The 16281-nt window shown below is 52.5% G+C and carries 15 protein-coding genes; 5 read left to right on the plus strand and 10 right to left on the minus strand.

What is annotated here, in order from left to right; all coding sequences use genetic code 11:
• Nucleotides 1-38: 38 nt before the first annotated feature.
• The 5 genes from MKX76_RS14815 to cymR form a co-directional block, all read right to left on the minus strand.
• A complete protein-coding gene (locus tag MKX76_RS14815; protein WP_007129253.1) occupies nt 39-248 on the minus strand; it encodes a hypothetical protein in 210 nt (69 codons plus the stop codon).
• Nucleotides 249-259: 11 nt separating this feature from the next.
• Nucleotides 260-781, minus strand: coding sequence for a PRC-barrel domain-containing protein (locus MKX76_RS14820; protein ID WP_007129252.1), 522 nt, complete (start codon nt 779-781; stop codon nt 260-262).
• A 140-nt stretch (nt 782-921) separates the two neighbouring features.
• A complete protein-coding gene (locus MKX76_RS14825) occupies nt 922-2067 on the minus strand; it encodes a cysteine desulfurase family protein (RefSeq protein WP_341034065.1) in 1146 nt (381 codons plus the stop codon).
• Nucleotides 2068-2509: 442 nt separating this feature from the next.
• Nucleotides 2510-2821 (minus strand): hypothetical protein, encoded by a 312-nt coding sequence (locus MKX76_RS14830; protein WP_028405002.1) that lies wholly within the window; start codon nt 2819-2821, stop codon nt 2510-2512.
• Nucleotides 2822-3341: 520 nt separating this feature from the next.
• The gene (gene cymR, locus MKX76_RS14835) at nt 3342-3761 is read right to left on the minus strand and encodes a cysteine metabolism transcriptional regulator CymR (RefSeq protein ID WP_007129249.1); all 420 of its coding nucleotides are present in this window, start codon (nt 3759-3761) and stop codon (nt 3342-3344) included.
• Nucleotides 3762-4063: 302 nt separating this feature from the next.
• On the opposite strand from cymR, the gene mnmA reads away from it, so the two are divergent.
• The 3 genes from mnmA (at nt 4064) to MKX76_RS14850 (ending at nt 7123) form a co-directional block, all read left to right on the plus strand.
• Nucleotides 4064-5173 carry a tRNA 2-thiouridine(34) synthase MnmA gene (gene mnmA / locus MKX76_RS14840; RefSeq protein WP_208604290.1) on the plus strand — a complete coding sequence of 370 codons (1110 nt, stop codon included), beginning with the start codon at nt 4064-4066 and terminating at the stop codon, nt 5171-5173.
• A gap of 781 nt (nt 5174-5954) precedes the next feature.
• Nucleotides 5955-6251 (plus strand): transposase, encoded by a 297-nt coding sequence (locus MKX76_RS14845; protein ID WP_007129247.1) that lies wholly within the window; start codon nt 5955-5957, stop codon nt 6249-6251.
• 11 nt (nt 6252-6262) lie between these two features.
• Nucleotides 6263-7123 (plus strand): IS3 family transposase, encoded by an 861-nt coding sequence (locus MKX76_RS14850; RefSeq protein WP_251537007.1) that lies wholly within the window; start codon nt 6263-6265, stop codon nt 7121-7123.
• Between the two features lie 603 nt (nt 7124-7726).
• Here the strand turns inward: MKX76_RS14850 and nrdG are convergent.
• The 4 genes from nrdG to MKX76_RS14870 all read right to left on the minus strand — a co-directional run bounded on the left by nrdG (nt 7727) and on the right by MKX76_RS14870 (nt 12785).
• Nucleotides 7727-8227 (minus strand): anaerobic ribonucleoside-triphosphate reductase activating protein, encoded by a 501-nt coding sequence (nrdG, locus tag MKX76_RS14855; protein WP_341034068.1) that lies wholly within the window; start codon nt 8225-8227, stop codon nt 7727-7729.
• On the minus strand, nt 8224-10449 hold the full coding sequence (locus MKX76_RS14860; protein WP_341034069.1) for an anaerobic ribonucleoside triphosphate reductase: 2226 nt from the start codon (nt 10447-10449) through the stop codon (nt 8224-8226). The genes nrdG and MKX76_RS14860 overlap by 4 nt, the downstream gene beginning before the upstream one ends.
• A gap of 359 nt (nt 10450-10808) precedes the next feature.
• Nucleotides 10809-11345, minus strand: coding sequence for a PCYCGC motif-containing (lipo)protein (locus MKX76_RS14865; RefSeq protein WP_007133190.1), 537 nt, complete (start codon nt 11343-11345; stop codon nt 10809-10811).
• A 132-nt stretch (nt 11346-11477) separates the two neighbouring features.
• Nucleotides 11478-12785 (minus strand): replication-associated recombination protein A, encoded by a 1308-nt coding sequence (locus MKX76_RS14870; RefSeq protein WP_341034070.1) that lies wholly within the window; start codon nt 12783-12785, stop codon nt 11478-11480.
• A gap of 463 nt (nt 12786-13248) precedes the next feature.
• On the opposite strand from MKX76_RS14870, the gene MKX76_RS14875 reads away from it, so the two are divergent.
• Nucleotides 13249-13524, plus strand: coding sequence for a hypothetical protein (locus MKX76_RS14875; protein WP_028404996.1), 276 nt, complete (start codon nt 13249-13251; stop codon nt 13522-13524).
• Nucleotides 13525-13550: 26 nt separating this feature from the next.
• Nucleotides 13551-13676 (plus strand): hypothetical protein, encoded by a 126-nt coding sequence (locus tag MKX76_RS14880; protein ID WP_341034071.1) that lies wholly within the window; start codon nt 13551-13553, stop codon nt 13674-13676.
• Between the two features lie 223 nt (nt 13677-13899).
• Here the strand turns inward: MKX76_RS14880 and MKX76_RS14885 are convergent, their stop codons facing one another.
• On the minus strand, nt 13900-16071 hold the full coding sequence (locus MKX76_RS14885) for a HelD family protein (RefSeq protein ID WP_341034072.1): 2172 nt from the start codon (nt 16069-16071) through the stop codon (nt 13900-13902).
• Between the last annotated feature and the right edge of the window lie 210 nt (nt 16072-16281).

Below are 16281 nucleotides of genomic sequence, written 5' to 3' on the forward strand. Positions count from 1 at the left end.
CGGGAAGGCCCTATTCTCTGAGAATATGTACGCGCTCTTTAGGAAGAGGCGTGCAAATGCGGGAACTCCGGCTGCATCTCATCGCCGAAGAATAAATCATCCAGCGAGCTGAGCGTGCCGTCCTCTTCAACCTGGTATACGGACATCTTCTCCCCGTTCACCGTCAATTCAATAAAGCATCCCCAGCAGTAAAACTGGTGGGAGCCGATTTTTCCGATATCTTTGGAACTACAGTTTGGACATTTCATCCTACTTCACCCTATCCGTTCACAGAATTAATGGCTTTTTCCAGACGCTGTTCGCTCATCGGGGGGACCATTACGGCATGTTCACCGACAGCCATTTCCGCTGTGCAAGGCAGCCATTTGCGGCCTTCGATCAAATCCGATACAAAACCGTCGGATATTTCCAATCCTAATATTGTATTGCCCTGTTCCTGCTCAAAATAAACATCCGAAACACGTCCGAGCAGAACTCCGTCCTCCGTCAGGACCTGCATTTCTTTCAATTTACGCTTGCCTGTAAGGTAAGTTAAGCCAATTTCGCCCGTTCCTACCTTCCGTACGGCCTCTTGGCTCCGGATCATGACGGCATCTTCTCCATAGGCTACGATGTCTTCCCATGCAACGCTTTTCACATGTGTGGAGAACAAAGCTCTGCCTTCAAGTTCCAATCCGGTTATCAGCCAGTTATCATCTAGTATAAAATCGTGGATTTTTCCGATTTCTTTACCGTTTTCCACGTCGAATACAGCCAGTCCGATCATTTCCTGAAGCTTCATTGCTAGATGGATACCTCCTCATCCTCCGCTTGTTTGAAACCGGCAATCCAGCATGGCATGCAGCCAGCCCCTCGGCTTCTAAGGATGAAATGGATGAACGCATACCCCCTTTATTAGCGAAAAGAGAAATCCCTCAACATTTATTTACGCAGCCGTTTAAGGATGGTTTCAATTTTTTGGGCCGTGAACTCCATTTCTTGAGTAGTATTACCCAAACCGAAACTAAATCGAATCGCAGATCGCAAAATCGGGTCCGGAAGCTTCATGGCCTGAAGCACATGAGAGATTTCCAGCGAGCCCGAGGTGCAGGCCGAGCCGCTTGCAGCCGCTATGCCTTCCATATCCAGATTCATCAGCATCGTCTCGGTGCTCACATCAGGAAAGCTGAGATTCAGCACATGCGGGAGGTAGTACTCCTGGTTTCCGTTGATCGCAAAAGCCTCCTCACCGATCAATCGGCGAAGCTCCTCGAGCAGCGTGTTCCGCAGCAGCCGATAATGCGCAAGCCGCTGCTCAATCCCGTTAACGGCGAGCTCCGCTGCCGCCGCAAATCCGGCAATTCCCGCCATATTCTCGGTTCCGGCACGGCGCTTCTTCTCCTGCAGCCCGCCAAATAGACGCGGTGACAAGCTCAATCCCCGTTTGACCACCAAAGCGCCGACACCTTGCGGGCCGTTAATTTTGTGAGCGGAGAAGCTCCACATATCGACGGGGAGGTCACGGCAGGATATTCGAGCAGATCCCAGCGCCTGCACGGCGTCCGTATGAAATACGACGCCACGGCTTGCGCACAGCTCGCCGATCTCGGCTATCGGCTGGATGGTGCCTACTTCGTTATTCCCATACATAATCGTAACAAGCACGGTGTTCTCCTTGATGGCGCCGGCGATGTCCTCTACCGAGACGCGACCGGTATGGTCGACCGGAATGTAGGTAACCTCGCAGCCTCTCTTCTCCAGCTCTTGGCAGGCATGAAGCACCGCATGATGCTCCACCGCGGAGGTAATGACATGCTTGCCGCTTACCCCAGCCGCCTCAACGATGCCGAAGATAGCCAGGTTATCGCTCTCGGTGCCGCCGGAGGTAAATACCAGCTCATCCGATTGGCATCCCAAAAGGGACGCGATTCGATCCCGCGCCCCGTTCACAATCTTCTTCGCTTCCCGTCCATATGCATGGACGCTCGAAGCATTGCCGTGCCAGTTCGTCATGATGTCCATCATTGCTTCCGCGACGGCCGGATGCATCGGTGTCGAGGCCGCATGATCCAAATACACGGTTTTCATGTTTATTCACGCACCTTGATATTAGTCGAGTATTCACATTTCCGGCGATTAAGGAGATTAGGCGGTTAGGCGATTCGTCATTTCATCGTGATCGCGCCCATATGCCGGAATGTGATTTTTATGCTAAAACATTAAGGAAGCTTTACAGCAAAAATGTGGTCTCTTATCCGCAGCTTATCGATGAAAACCTCATTGGCTTCTGTCATGGATTCTAAATAAGCTCAGGAGGGCTGTTCATCCCTTTGGCTCGTGGAAGTTCTTTTTATCACAACCCGATAATAGCATATACGATGAGCCCCAGCTCTGCAACTTCTCATGAAAAATTTCTGAAACAAAACAACAACAAAAAGGTTGTAATTATACCCCCCTTCCAGGCATACAAAAACAGAAGTCAACGGATCAAGAATAACGACCAAGGAGCCTATTCTCTATAAACTGTTTTCTATAAACTTTCTTTCTTAAAACTCGTTTCTCCAAAGCTCCAGCTGCTCATAGTATTCAAGCTTCCCTTATTCAATGGAAGAGACACGACTAATTGCAATTTAATCAACGCTTGCTCAAGAATCTCCAGGGGGTCATCGGACTCCGTCATGCTTTCGCAAATGTCGATGGCTTCTTTTACTGCGTTATTGAGCGTATCCGCCCTTTGTTTCTCTGCTGCTGCTTGCTCAAGCCAGTATTTTAACGCGGCAGATTTACTTTCCTCATCAACCGAATGGCAAAGATTCATATCCTCTTGCCAGCTTCTACTCATAATTTCTCCCCTTTTAGTCTAAGTTCACTTGCCTACATCATTAGACACCGACCAACCCATATTGTTACCCCTTCTATTTCATTTAAAGCCTTTTTGTTCAACAACGAGCTGTCAAGCTTATGTTCTTGGGATTTCGTTCCGCTTGTCCCGATGTTCCCTTATGCTAACTCATCTTTTTTCTTCACCGAGTTTTGGTGATTTCGATTTCTCCGGCACATCGCATGCCATATAAGAAAGCTACCTGGCATGTCCGGGGAAGGCGGGTTCTAATCATGGAGCGAAAAAGCAATGAAACGGTGAAGATGTCGGATACAGCTACAGATGGAATGAGATTACCCCATTCGGAAGGCATATGGAGCGATCGATCAGATCAGATAACAAAGGAGTTCAAACTTCCAAGTTGACGCGGAGGCGATCTGTAGAAAACGTGGGATCATGTTATAGATCAAGGGATACCACAGAGAGACGCAATACCCCTTGATTATATGTGGCTTAGCCGGTTAATGCTTCAGCCTTCGAATTAAATATAGAACATGTAATTGTCCGCAGCGGACTGTTCCTGGAAATTGATGAGGTTATCAAGCGTCGTGGAATCCAGTACCTCGGCGATGCTGTCGCGGATACGAAGCCACAAATCCCGTTTCGCCGGATCGTCTTCTTCCGTAAAATCCACCGGTGAGATCGGCCCTTCGAGCACGCGGATGACGTCCCCCGCCGTAATCGAAGCCGGCTCGCGGGACAGGATGTAGCCGCCGTATGCGCCGCGAATGCTCTTGACCAGACCTGCGTTCCGAAGCGGCGCGATCAGCTGCTCCAGGTAATGCTCCGAGAGCTGATTCTTCTCCGCTATGCTTTTGAGCGAGGTCGGGCCTTCGCCGAATTTGGCGGCCAGCTCCATCATAATCGTCAATCCGTACCTTCCTTTAGTTGATATCTTCAAAGGTGACACCTCTTTCGAATATTTGTATATGATGTCCATACTTGAACATGCTGTTAGGGGAATCGGATAACACGATAAATACGGTACACGTATGCTCGATTCCTGCTAATTCTGAGTTTTCTCCGTATTCCGATCATTACCCTCAGCTTATGGTACCATATCCTGAATGCCAATGGCTAATAATCCGGATCAAATCGTAAAAATTTGTTCACCCTGAGTGGACATATCCAAGCATGGGAACCTTGGCGAAAGTATGTTAAAATACGTCATGGGCACAATTTAAGATGAAAATGGTGATAACGATGTCTACAGATAATAAGAACACTCGGATCGTTGTCGGCATGTCAGGGGGAGTCGATTCCTCCGTAACGGCGCTGCTGCTCAAGCAGCAGGGCTATGAAGTAATCGGCATCTTTATGAAAAACTGGGACGATACCGACGAATTCGGCTACTGCACCGCCGAAGCGGATGCGGAAGACGTGCGCCGGGTATGCGAACAGCTGGACATTCCCTACTACACCGTCAATTTCGAGAAGGAGTACTTCGATAAAGTATTCTCCTATTTTCTTGATGAATATAAAGCCGGAAGAACGCCGAACCCTGATGTCATGTGCAACCGTGAAATCAAATTCGGCGAGTTCCTGAACAAAGCGCTCGATCTCGGAGCCGATTATGTGGCAACCGGCCATTACGCGCGCGTCACCGAGGAGAACGGGCAATTCCATCTTCTCCGTGGTGTCGATGGCAACAAGGACCAAACCTATTTCCTGAATGCACTCAACCAGGAGCAGCTGTCTAAAGCCATGTTCCCGATCGGGCATTTGCCTAAACCGGAAGTGCGCCGCCTCGCGGAGGAAGCCGGTCTGTACACCGCGAAGAAAAAAGACAGCACCGGCGTTTGCTTTATCGGCGAACGGAATTTCAAGGAATTCCTGAGCCAGTACTTGCCGGCCCAATCCGGCGACATGGTGGATATCGTCACCGGAGAGGTGAAAGGCCGTCATGACGGTCTCATGTACTATACGCTCGGCCAGCGCCAAGGTCTCGGCATTGGCGGATCCGGCTCGGGCGAACCTTGGTTTGTGGCTGACAAAGATCTGAACAACAATATTCTTTACGTTGTGCAAGGAGATCATCCAAGCTTGTATTCAACAGGATTGATCGCCTCGGGAGTCAACTGGATTGCAGGCGCGGACGCTATGCCCAAAGCCGCCTTCACCTGCACCGCCAAATTCCGTTACCGTCAGCCAGACCAGGAAGTGACGCTTACGCCGCGTGAAGACGGCACGGTGCATGTGGCGTTTGCAAAGCCGCAAAAAGCCATTACTCCGGGACAAGCCGTCGTGTTCTATCAAGGCGAAGAATGCCTTGGCGGCGGAACGATCGAATCCGCGGATAAAATCCCGTATTAATCTGGCGGCTAAATTAGGAAGCATTTGATTGTCGGCTAATTCGACCTCAATGCAACATAAAAATGCACCTCTGTCATACCTCACTGGAAAGTGGTGAGGTGACAACGGAGGTGCATTTTTTCTGCCGGAACGAGACTGAAATGCCCAGCTGTCTCTAAGGTGAGTAGGAAGATTCTATGGTAGGCAGGCATTTTTCTATGTGGGCAGGATGATTCTATGGCATGTTCTTTAGTAAGTAATTCTTTGGGCGGCAGCCACGTTCGGCAGCTAAATTTCTAAGGGCCTGCAACCATATCTCTATGTGCGGTAGCCATATCAACCCTCCCCGGACCCGAACCGTGCACAAGAGAAATGTGCTTACGGGAAGCATGTGCTTACAGAGAGTATGTGCTTTAGAGAGAGTATGTGCTTTATAAAGAGTATGTACTTAGAGGAACCATGTTCGTACGGGAAGCAGTGCATCGAGGGGAGAATGTGCGTACGTTGAAACCTAGCAGGTGAAGGGGATCCGCCGATGGACGTCCGTAAACCCCAAAGGCAATGACGTTGGACATACCACCCCAACCGACTTGGGGGGCGCCGGGGTAAGCAAGTCCCTAAAAGGGTCTTGTGACGCTGGTTTTGGCCCCTTGGGAGCGAACAAGTTCCTAAAAGGGACTTGTCGGGCCGTTATGAGCCCCTTGGGAGCGAGCAAGTCCCTAAATGCAGCTAGAATAAAAAGTGGACACCCCTTAGTGATAAAACGATAATGAAACAAAGCAGACGAAAGGGTGTCAAAAATATGAGTGGTAACAGGCAGCATTATAACGAGACATTTAAGCGTGAAACCGTAAAGTACGTGCAAGAACAGTCGAAGACGCTGGAGCAGATCGCCGATGAGTTGAACATTAATCCAGGCACATTACGTAACTGGGTCAAAAAGTATCGAGCATTCGAGCACGAGCCTGTCAATCATGGGGAAACCTTACGTCAGCAAACCCAACTTATCGAAGACCAAAAACGCGAAATTGATGATTTGAGAGAAGAAATTGCGATTCTAAAAAAGGCCATGCACATCTTCAGCAAAGAAAAGAACTAAGGTTCCAGTTTATCGAAGATCATCGCTCCGAGTTTCGATTGGAGAAGATGTGCGTTCTCTTTCACGTGTCTCGGAGCGGTTATTACAAATGGCGTACCTCTGAAGCTTCTGAACGGGAAAAACGTAAGGCAACGCTGACTGAACGCGTGAAATGGCACTTCTATGACTCCGATGAAACCTACGGCAGTCCCCGAATACGAAACGAGCTGGTGAAGGAAGGATGGACGGTATCGGAACGTACGGTGGGCCTCATTCTACGCGAACATGGCCTTCGTTCATGCATGGCCCGTAAGTTCCGAGTGGTTACGACCGATTCCAAACATGATCTCCCGATTGCCCCTAACGTATTGGAACAAAATTTCAAAGCCACAAAGCCCAACGAAAAGTGGGTCGCTGACATCACGTACATCCCCTGCCGCCAAGGGAAACTCTATCTTGCGAGCATCCTGGATCTGTACACCAAACAAATCGTCGGTTGGAAGCTAAGCGATCGGATGACCACAGACCTTACCCTCGATGCCCTAAAGATGGCGTATGCTGCGAAGAAGCCACCGAAGGGATTGATTCACCATTCCGACCGCGGTTCGCAATATGCCGCTAAAGAGTACCGTGAACAGTTGAAGCAATTTAACATGAAGCCCAGCATGAGCCGCAAAGGAAACTGCTACGACAACGCCTGTATTGAAGCGTTTCACAGTATCCTGAAACGAGAATTCATTTACAGCAAACCTAAGTTTAAAACAAAAGAGGAAGCCGGGCAGAAGCTGTACCGGTACCTTGAATTTTTTTACAACCGAAAACGTTCTAACAGTACGATTGGGTATATGTCCCCGGTGCGTTTTGAGCAGTGCTATTACGAGTGTATAGCTTAGCTTAGAGGTGTCTACTTTCTTGACAGAAGAGCAAAAAGGGGCTTGTGACGACGGTTTGAGCCCCTTGGGAGCGAACAAGTCCCCAAAAGGGTTTTGTGACGCCGGTTTGAGCCCCTTGGGAGTGAACAAGTCCCTAAGAGGGTCTTGTTCGACGGCCTACAGCAGCGTATCCAAGCTGCAATGAAACCCAAAGGGCATGCTCCAACACCCACGAACAAAGACTTCAACGGAGCAGGCGGAATCATGCCGGAAAAGCGTCAGCGCTCTCCTTTGTCCGCTAATTTTTACGACATTGGAGACAATTCCAAGAAAATTAGTGGACAACAGAGATTGGAGGCATGATCCGCATGCGGAGTGATGATTGCGCACCGGGACTTTGTGAGGCCATTTCATGCCTCATTTGGAGGCATGATCCGCATGCGGAGTGATGATTGCGCACCGGGACTTTGTGAGGCCGATTCATGCCTCATTTGGAGGCATGATCCGCACGCGGAGTGATCCCACACAACCGGACTTGTGAAGATACTCATCCCCATTTGTTGCATGATCCACATGCGGAGTGATTGCGCACCGGGACTTGTAAAGCCACTTCAATGAACATGCTCACAACACATACTCCGTGATTGCCCCTCTGCACACGGTCTCCGCCACATCGATGAGCCGCTGGTTAGAGCTGCCGCGAAAAGGCAGCGACACATCTTTCAGCTCAAGCACGAACCGTCCGTCGATAATGACATCGCACAGCAGCGCCAGCTCGCGCCGCTTCGGGTGCCGCATGAGTGCCTCGAATGTAAAGCCTGTATAAGCCCATACGGTTTTGTCCTGACAGAGTGAACGGAAGCTCTCTACAAAGGCAGTGCACTCCTCCGGCGAAAAGAACGGGTCGCCTCCGCATAAAGTCAATCCATCGATCAGAGGATTGGAGGCGATATCCCGAAGGATCCGCGCGGACACTTCCTCCGTGAAAGGAACCCCTGCCTCAAAATCCCAAGACGCCGGATTGAAGCAGCCCGGACAGGCATGTCGGCAGCCGCTGATGAAGAGCACTGCCCGGAGTCCCTCGCCTTCGCTAATGCTTTCCGGAACATAGCCGATCAGGTTCACAGATGCTTCACCCGGTCTCTCACTTCCGCCTGCTTCGCGGAGTTGAAACGCTCGGTATAGCTGCCGGTTAAATATCCCGTCACCCTCCGCAGCCGCTGGAAGCGCCCCTCCCCTTCGGAGATCCCGCACTGCGGGCAAATGCTGCCGATTACCCCCTCATGCCCGCAGCTTAGACAGCGGTCGATCGGATGGTTCACGGAGAAATAGCCGATATCGGCGTCCAAGGCAAAGCGGACGATGTCTTGGAAGGCCTTCGTGTTCAGCCTTGCGCTGCCGTCCAGCTCCACGTACGAGATCGCTCCGGCGTTGCACAGCCCATGAAACGGAGCCTCCAAGCGAATTTTTCGATAAGCGGGCATGCTGTAATAGACGGGAATGTGAAAAGAATTCGTGTAATACTCCCGGTCGGTAACACCCTCAATTACGCCGTACTGCTTACGGTCCAGCCTTGTAAATTTCCCGGACAAGCCTTCAGCCGGCGTGGCAAACAAGGTGATGTTCAGGTTATGGGTTTCGCTGGCTTCATCGCATCGCCGCCGCATATGGCGGACAATCTCGAGGCCGAGCTGAAAGGCCGCCTCATCCTCGCCGTGATGGCATCCGGTCAGCGCCTTCAGGCATTCGGCCAGCCCGATGAAGCCCACCGCCAAGGTGCCGTGCTTGATGAGTTCCCTTACGCTATCCTCCGGCGCGAGCTTCTCTCCGCCTTCCCATACGCCCTCCCTCATCATGAAATCGGACGCCTTCGCCGGCTGTTCGGCTTGGATCCCGAAGCGGTGAACCAGACCGGCTACAGCGATCCTTATGCAATCATCGAGCCTGGACAAAAAGCCCTCAAGATCCGGCTTCCCCCGCTGCTGCAGGACGATGCCATGCTCGATCCCCAACTTGACCAAATTGACGGTGTTGAAGGACAGATTGCCTTTGCCGCTCAATCGGTTTCGCCCGAAGCGGTCGGAGATCGTCCGGGTTCGGCATCCCATCGTGGCAATGATGGTATCCGGGTCGTCCGGCTTGTAATACGGCAGGTTGAATGAAGCGTCCACATTGACGAAATTCGGGTACAGCCTGCGGCTGGAGCATTCGACCGCCTTCAGGAACAGGTCGTAGTTGGGCTCGCCCTCCGCCTGGTTCACTCCCCGCTTACACTGGAAAATATGCTGCGGAAAAATCGGCGTCTCCCCCCGCCCGAGTCCGTTCATCGTGGCATCCAGGAGCGCATGGGATACCATGCGGCCTTCCGTCGATGTGCACATGCCGTAATTGAGCGACGTGAACGGGATTTGCCCCCCGGCCCGGCTGCTCATCGTGTTCAAATTGTGGATTAGCGATTCGGCGGCCTGCCTCACCTCATTCAGCGTTTCTTCATAGGCATACCGGTAAATTCGCGGAGCGTTCTCCTTCAGTTGCTGGTTGTCGATGTACAGCTCATCGTCATTCCAATCGGCCGTCCCTGGTGAAGATTCGGCATCTCCGAGATAAGCCGCACCCTTGCGGAAATGCCGCCGGAACGTTTGGCCAACGTACGGTGCGAGGTCCCAATCGATTTTGTTCGCGGAGACGCCGCCGTACTGGCTGTTCTGCTGGGATTGGAAAATGATCGCCACGAGCGCCATCGCCGTCATGATGCTTTTCGGCGGCCGTACCGAACCGTTACCCGTATTAAAGCCTCCGGCGAGCAGACGGTCAAAGGGGATGAAGATGCAGTTGGTCGTGCCGAGCGCGTACTGATCCAGGTCATGGACGTAAATGGATCCTTCCCGTACGGCATTCGCAAGCTCTGGGGGAAGCACAAAGCGGCTTGCCATCCACTTGCTGTATTCCGAGCCAATCCTGCTCATTTTTCCACTGAACGATTCACCGTTCAAATTCGCATTCTCCCTCAGCAGATCGGGATTGGCCGACAAGAGCACGTCGCTGCTGATTTTGTACAGCTCGCCCCGCCTAATCCGCTCCAAGTCCCGGGACTCCCGGTACTTCCGGTAAGCCGCAGCCACTTCCCGAAATCCCTCCTGCTGCAAATGCCGAATGACCAGATCCTGAATCTCCTCGACCGTAATCCGTTCCTTCCCCCGCAGCGCTTCGGCTACGAATCCTGCGATCCGAACGGAGGCCTCCTTCCGCGCGTTGCCTTCAACGGCTGCAAAAGCTTTGTCCACCGCATTCACGATCCTGCCTGCCTCAAAGGGCGCCCCGCTTCCATCACGCTTGATCACCTTCATGTGACGTCTCAGCTCCTTATCCATCTATCACTTTGAATACTATATATGGTGTACGAATAATAATTTATAATCTACATATAGTATTAAGCTGTGACTTCGATCACGGTACGTTGAAAAATCGGTTAACAATGCAGGGTATCCTTCTTTCGAGAAGGACCGTTCCATCAATCCATTAAGGGATCTGTCAAGCTGAACGGGACCCGTAATCATGCAAAAAAAAAAAAGCGCCTCTTCCGATCCTGTATGATCGTGAATAAGCGCTTCAAGGGTTATAGTCGTCAATCAGCCCAGCATCTCCTTATACAAACCATTAGATCACACACAGATCTCAGTTTGCACGGTGCACACCAGACAGCCAATCAGCTCTCCGCTGGCGGCATCGGCGTAGGGGTCGGTTTTGCATAGCCGGTACCATATTTATCGTCGATCGTCTGGCGAATATGCGTTAAGCTCTTGCCCTCACTGCTCATTTTTGCCGATTCCACCGCAATGTCAAGGCATACACCGCAACGGGTGCCGTGATCATCCCATACGACGCTCCCGTCTTCGCGAATTTCATCAATGAAGCAGTTTAGATTGCTTTGATGCCCGGCACTTTCCCCGCACCCGCAATAGCAGGGTATATGCTTCAGCACGTCGCTCACCTGAGCGGACAATGCATAAATGGTCTGAATTTCGCTCGTCTGGCCCTTCAAAAATTCAGGCAGCACATCGGCCGAAGCTGTCATTTCCTGAAGGTCTCCGTTGGCCAACTGCGTCTGGTGTCCATGGGCATGCGCAGACTCCGCAGCCTGTCCGTCAGGCGCCTGCTCCTGGCCGCTCTTGGCTGAACAACCGCCCAGCACAACACCAATCGATAACAGTAATATGACAAAGCTTCTTTTCCCTATTCTCATCTTCATCCTCCCTTAAATCATTAGTGCCCGCCCAGGACGAGCTGCTCATACCTGCATCCCTGCATCCCTGCATCCCTGCATCCCTGGATTCCTGCTTCCCTGCATTCCTGCTTCCCTGCATCCCGAAAACGCCTATTGTTCACGTCTCAGCCGCTGATTGTGGGCAATCTTCGCCTCGTTCCCCTGTTCCGTCGCCTGATAAAACACCCGATCGGATAGCTCCTTCGGCAAATACTCTTGCTTCACGTAATGCCCTGGATAATCATGCGGGTATTTATATCCGACATGCCCAAGCTTGATTGCCCCTTGATAATGGGCATCCCGCAAGTGCAGTGGAACCTCCGCCGACTTCACCTCGTCCATAGCTGCCATGGCGCGGGATATGGCCTCAACGACTGCATTGGACTTCGGACTCTCTACCGCGAACACAATCGCTTGGACAACGTTCAGCTTCGCTTCGGGCCAGCCGTTGTTCCTATAAGCCTCCAAGGCGCTGACAGCCTGAACCATCGCCTGCGGGTTGGCAAGGCCGATATCCTCGCTGCTTGCGGCGATAAGACGCCGGATGAACACTATCGGGTCCATCCCCAGCTTTTCGACGGCGTACAGGAACCAGAACACCGCCGCATCGCTCGAGCCCCGAATGCTCTTATGGAAGGCGGAGAGCACGTCGTACTGCGTGGATTCATCCGCCTTCACGAGGGGCTTGCGGATCGATTCCTCGGCCACATCTAGCGTAATATGAACGGTGCCGTTTTCATCCGGGGGCGTGGTCATGGCCGCCAATTCAAGGGCGTTCAAGGCCCGGCGAATGTCGCCGTTAGCCATCGTGGCAATATGCTCCAGCGCCTCGTCATCCGCGATCAAATCCATATAGCCAAGTCCCTTGTCGGAATCGGTCAGCGCGCGCCGCATCGCAATCAGCGAATGCTCCTTGGTTAAAGGCTGCAATTGAAACAACGTGGACCGGCTCATCAAGGCCCCGTTCACGTAATGAAAAGGATTTTCCGTTGTCGCTCCGATGAAGATGATGGTTCCGTTCTCAACCGCCGGCAGCAGCGCATCCTGTCTGGAACTATTGAATCGGTGCACCTCGTCCAGGAACAGAATCGTCTTCGTACCGTACAAGCTGCGGTTGCTCTGAGCCTGTTCAATGACTTCCCGCACATCCTTAACCGAGGCCTCAACCGCATTAAGCCGGACAAAATGGCCTTTGGTCTGCTGTGAAATAATATGGGCGAGCGTCGTTTTGCCGCATCCGGGAGGACCGTACAGCAAAATAGATGATACCTGGTCCGCTTCGATGGCTCGCCGGAGCAGCTTCCCCGGCCCGATGATATGCTCTTGTCCTATATATTCATCCAGCGAAACCGGCCGCATTCGGTCGGCCAGCAGCCTGGAATCCCGGTCGGCTTCGCGTCCGTAACTGAATAAATCCATTTGCTACACTTCCTTGTCTCTAGATCAGTCGTCGGCCAGACCCTGGCCCCTTAAAATCTATCACACCTTATCATATCATATATGCAGCAGGCGTGCCCGCACTGCCGGCACGATGGACGGCAGCCGTTCGTTCCCTCACTGCTCCGAGTGATGGTCGGCGCCGGTTCATTCTCTACACTGCCCCGAGTGATGGTCGGCGACGTTTCATTCCCTACACTGCCCCGAGTGATGGACAGCGGCGGTTCATTCCCATCCCCGAGAGATGGCGGCGGCGGTTCATTCTCTCACTCCCAGAGAGATGGTCGGTCCGGTTCGTTCCCACACGATTCGGAGTTGACGTCGAGCATTTGCTTTTTGATTCATCCTCCCGTTTTAGATTCATTTTAGATCTATCCTAACTTTTTTCTACTTGTGAGCGTTAAATATATATAAAGCCGTTATTAAGGGGAGGGTGGAAGCGGGCATGAAGATCCGGAACGCCAAGCGGAAAATGGTTCATGCGGCCATCGGAATCGGGGCGAGTCTGCTCATAATGTGCATTCATGCCCAGCACAATCAAGTGCTCTTCCAAATCTATGAGCCTGAAGCTCTGACAGAGCATCTTCTCGCCATTCGAATGATCTATATCATTCTTTCGCTCCAGCTTTTGTACTCCCTGTACGTGTTGATCCGCTCTGCTATTCGGATATGGGAATACAAGCAGGAAATCCGCCGGGACGAGGGCCAATCCTTCCGGTAATTCGATAAGCATCGACGGAGGTTGTTATGAAAAGAAATAAAATGCAAATTGCGATTCTCTCGGGAACGCTGCTGGCAGCTGCTGCCCTCATCGTGTGGACGCTGCTTCGGTATATCGGCCATCTCGGTGATTCGTACCGGATGCTGGGATAGAATACTTATTCCGTGCGTTTATTTGCGTTTATTGGCGTGTATTTCGCTGTATGGAATAGACAAAGGACGAATTCCCCGCCATAGGAAATAGCCCCTGAAGAAACGGTGCATGCAGCAACCGCTAACTTCAGGGGCTATCCCTAGTCTAGCATTTTTATTTCCGCTCGTAGTCAATGCCTATGCAATCGATTCATATCCGGCCATGTATCCTTGTATCACGACGTCACGGCCAGCCAATGGCTGTAATATCCGATGCCTCCGCCGTCACGTAAGAAGGACGCGCTTCCCCATGCAGCAGCCACAGCTCGTGCAGTGCCCGGGTACAGCCAACATACATCAGCTTGGCATCCCAAGCTTTCTCCGCGTAATGTCCCGCATCTGCATCCGCAACGATGACTGCATCGAATTCAAGGCCTTTGGACAAATAGACCGGCAGCACCGAGTATCCGCCCTGATACGTACCTTCGCTGCCGTCGATCAAGTTCAGCTCCGGCCATGCCGCACGCAGCTCTACGTGAAGCTCTTCCGCCTCAAGCAGCGTCCGCGTCAGAATCGCTACCGTACGATAATCCTTCGCGATCAGTGACTCCATCGCCCGCTTCAGATCGTTCGTCCTTGAGCTTCCGGAAGCATAAGGGATCAAACGCACCGCATCCCCGCTCCGGAACACCGGAACCGCAAGCAGATCGCTGCCGACACCCTTTTCCAAAATACCGTTCGCAAATTCGATAATCTCCATCGTCGACCGATAGCTGCGCGTCAGGGCAAAATAAGCGGTCTCCTCCTCCTTGAATAAGGAGCTCATTTCCTCCCAGGCATGAACGCCGCGATAGGCATGAATGCCCTGCGACAGATCGCCGAGGATGGTGAAGGAATGCCCCCTGACGAACAGATCCAGTACGGCTACCTGAAATGGGGAGAAATCCTGCGCCTCGTCGATGACGATATGGTCGAAGCGCTGCTCGCCCGTAATATCATTGAGCAGGCAGTGGAAATATAACAGCGCCGGCAGATCCTCTTCCCGAACGATATTTTGCTTCAGATCCTTCCGCGTTGCCTTAAGCACATCGGCCGGAATTTCCGCCGACAGCTCCTCGACCCATGCTCCAGCTGCCTTCGATGCCCCAAACAGCTGTTTATACAGGGCAAGCGGCTCAAATTTCGGCCACCGGTTCGCGTACGCTTTTTCCCGCTGGGACGCTTTCTTCTTCCGTTCCTTCATGACGGCCCCGGATGGCGATTTCTTCAGCTCCATTTCGATCCAGCGATGCAGCCGGGCAAGCAGCCGTTCCTTCCGCTTGGCAAGCGGATAAGGCTTATATTCCTGCTCGAACCACTCGGCGATCGCCTCCCGCTTCAGAACGGCCCCGTCCCAAGGCGAGAAGTCCTCGTCCGGGAGCGCATTGCGCTCCATCCGTTCGACAAAGCGGCGGATCAGCCCCATAAGGCGCAACGAGCCTTTGTAACGGCCGCTGACCTCATCGTTAACATCCGGGGTCCCGCGCCCCGGCTCGCTCTCGAACCACCGATGAAGCGTCTGCGCGTGGTCTCCCGAGAACAGCTCGATTCCAAGCAGCTCGGCTGCCCAGTCGCCGAAGGTGCGCTGCTGGATATCTCCAACCCCCAGCTCCGGCAGGACGTCGGATATGTAGTCCAGAAACATCAGGTTCGGTGCAAAAATAATCATTTTTTCCGCATGGACCTGCTCCTTGTACTGATACAGCAAATAAGCAAGCCGATGAAGCGCTACCGTGGTTTTTCCGCTTCCCGCAACCCCCTGGATGATCAGCGCCGTGTTTTTCGCCGCCCGAATAATCTTGTCCTGCTCAGCCTGTATCGTCGAGACGATATCCCGCAGGCGGTTGTCCTTGTTCTCTCCTAGACGGTAGACCAGAAACTCGTCATTTACGGCCGGACCGCCGCTCTCGCGATTGTACGTATCTGATACCCGCTCCAGTATTTGCTTCCGGATGACGACATTGCGTTTGAGATATACCAGCCCTTCAATCAACCCCTCCGGCGCCTCGAAGGATGCAGGCTCCGTTCCGCCCGTAAACGAATAAAACAGGCTTGCGACAGGAGCGCGCCAATCGATCACCATCGGATGATCCCCAGCCTCTTCCTTATCGAAGCCTACCTTCCCGATATACAGCGGTTTCTTCTCTCCGGTCCCGTTCTCCTGAAAATCCAGCCTCCCGAAGTAAGGCTCAGGCAAGCTCTTGGCCAGCGCCTGCCGCTTCTCTTCCCTCCCGGCCTCGAGCACCTGCTCCGTAAAATCATGTCCGGTATACACCGGGATGCTGCGCAGCCGTTCAAGCTGCCGGTCGATCTCGACGATCACCTCGCGAAGCCTTGACTCCTCTTCTTGATAGGCACTTTGAAAAGATTGTGACACTTTCAGTTACCTCCTAAGAATTCTAATTTTTTCGCATCGAAAAGCCTGGCTTTGCGAGCCGTGACACAAAAAGGAGTTCTATTGTAACATACCTCCAGCCGTTATACCAGATCATACCGCTTACACTAGTACCCTGTTACGTGCTGCGTGATCCGGCCGACGAGTTGCGTTTGCCAAAAAAGCAGCATCCCGGCCATGGGATGCTGCTTT

Source organism: Paenibacillus sp. FSL R5-0810 (assembly GCF_038002285.1).
Classification (GTDB): Bacteria; Bacillota; Bacilli; order Paenibacillales; family Paenibacillaceae; genus Paenibacillus_AQ; species Paenibacillus_AQ lactis.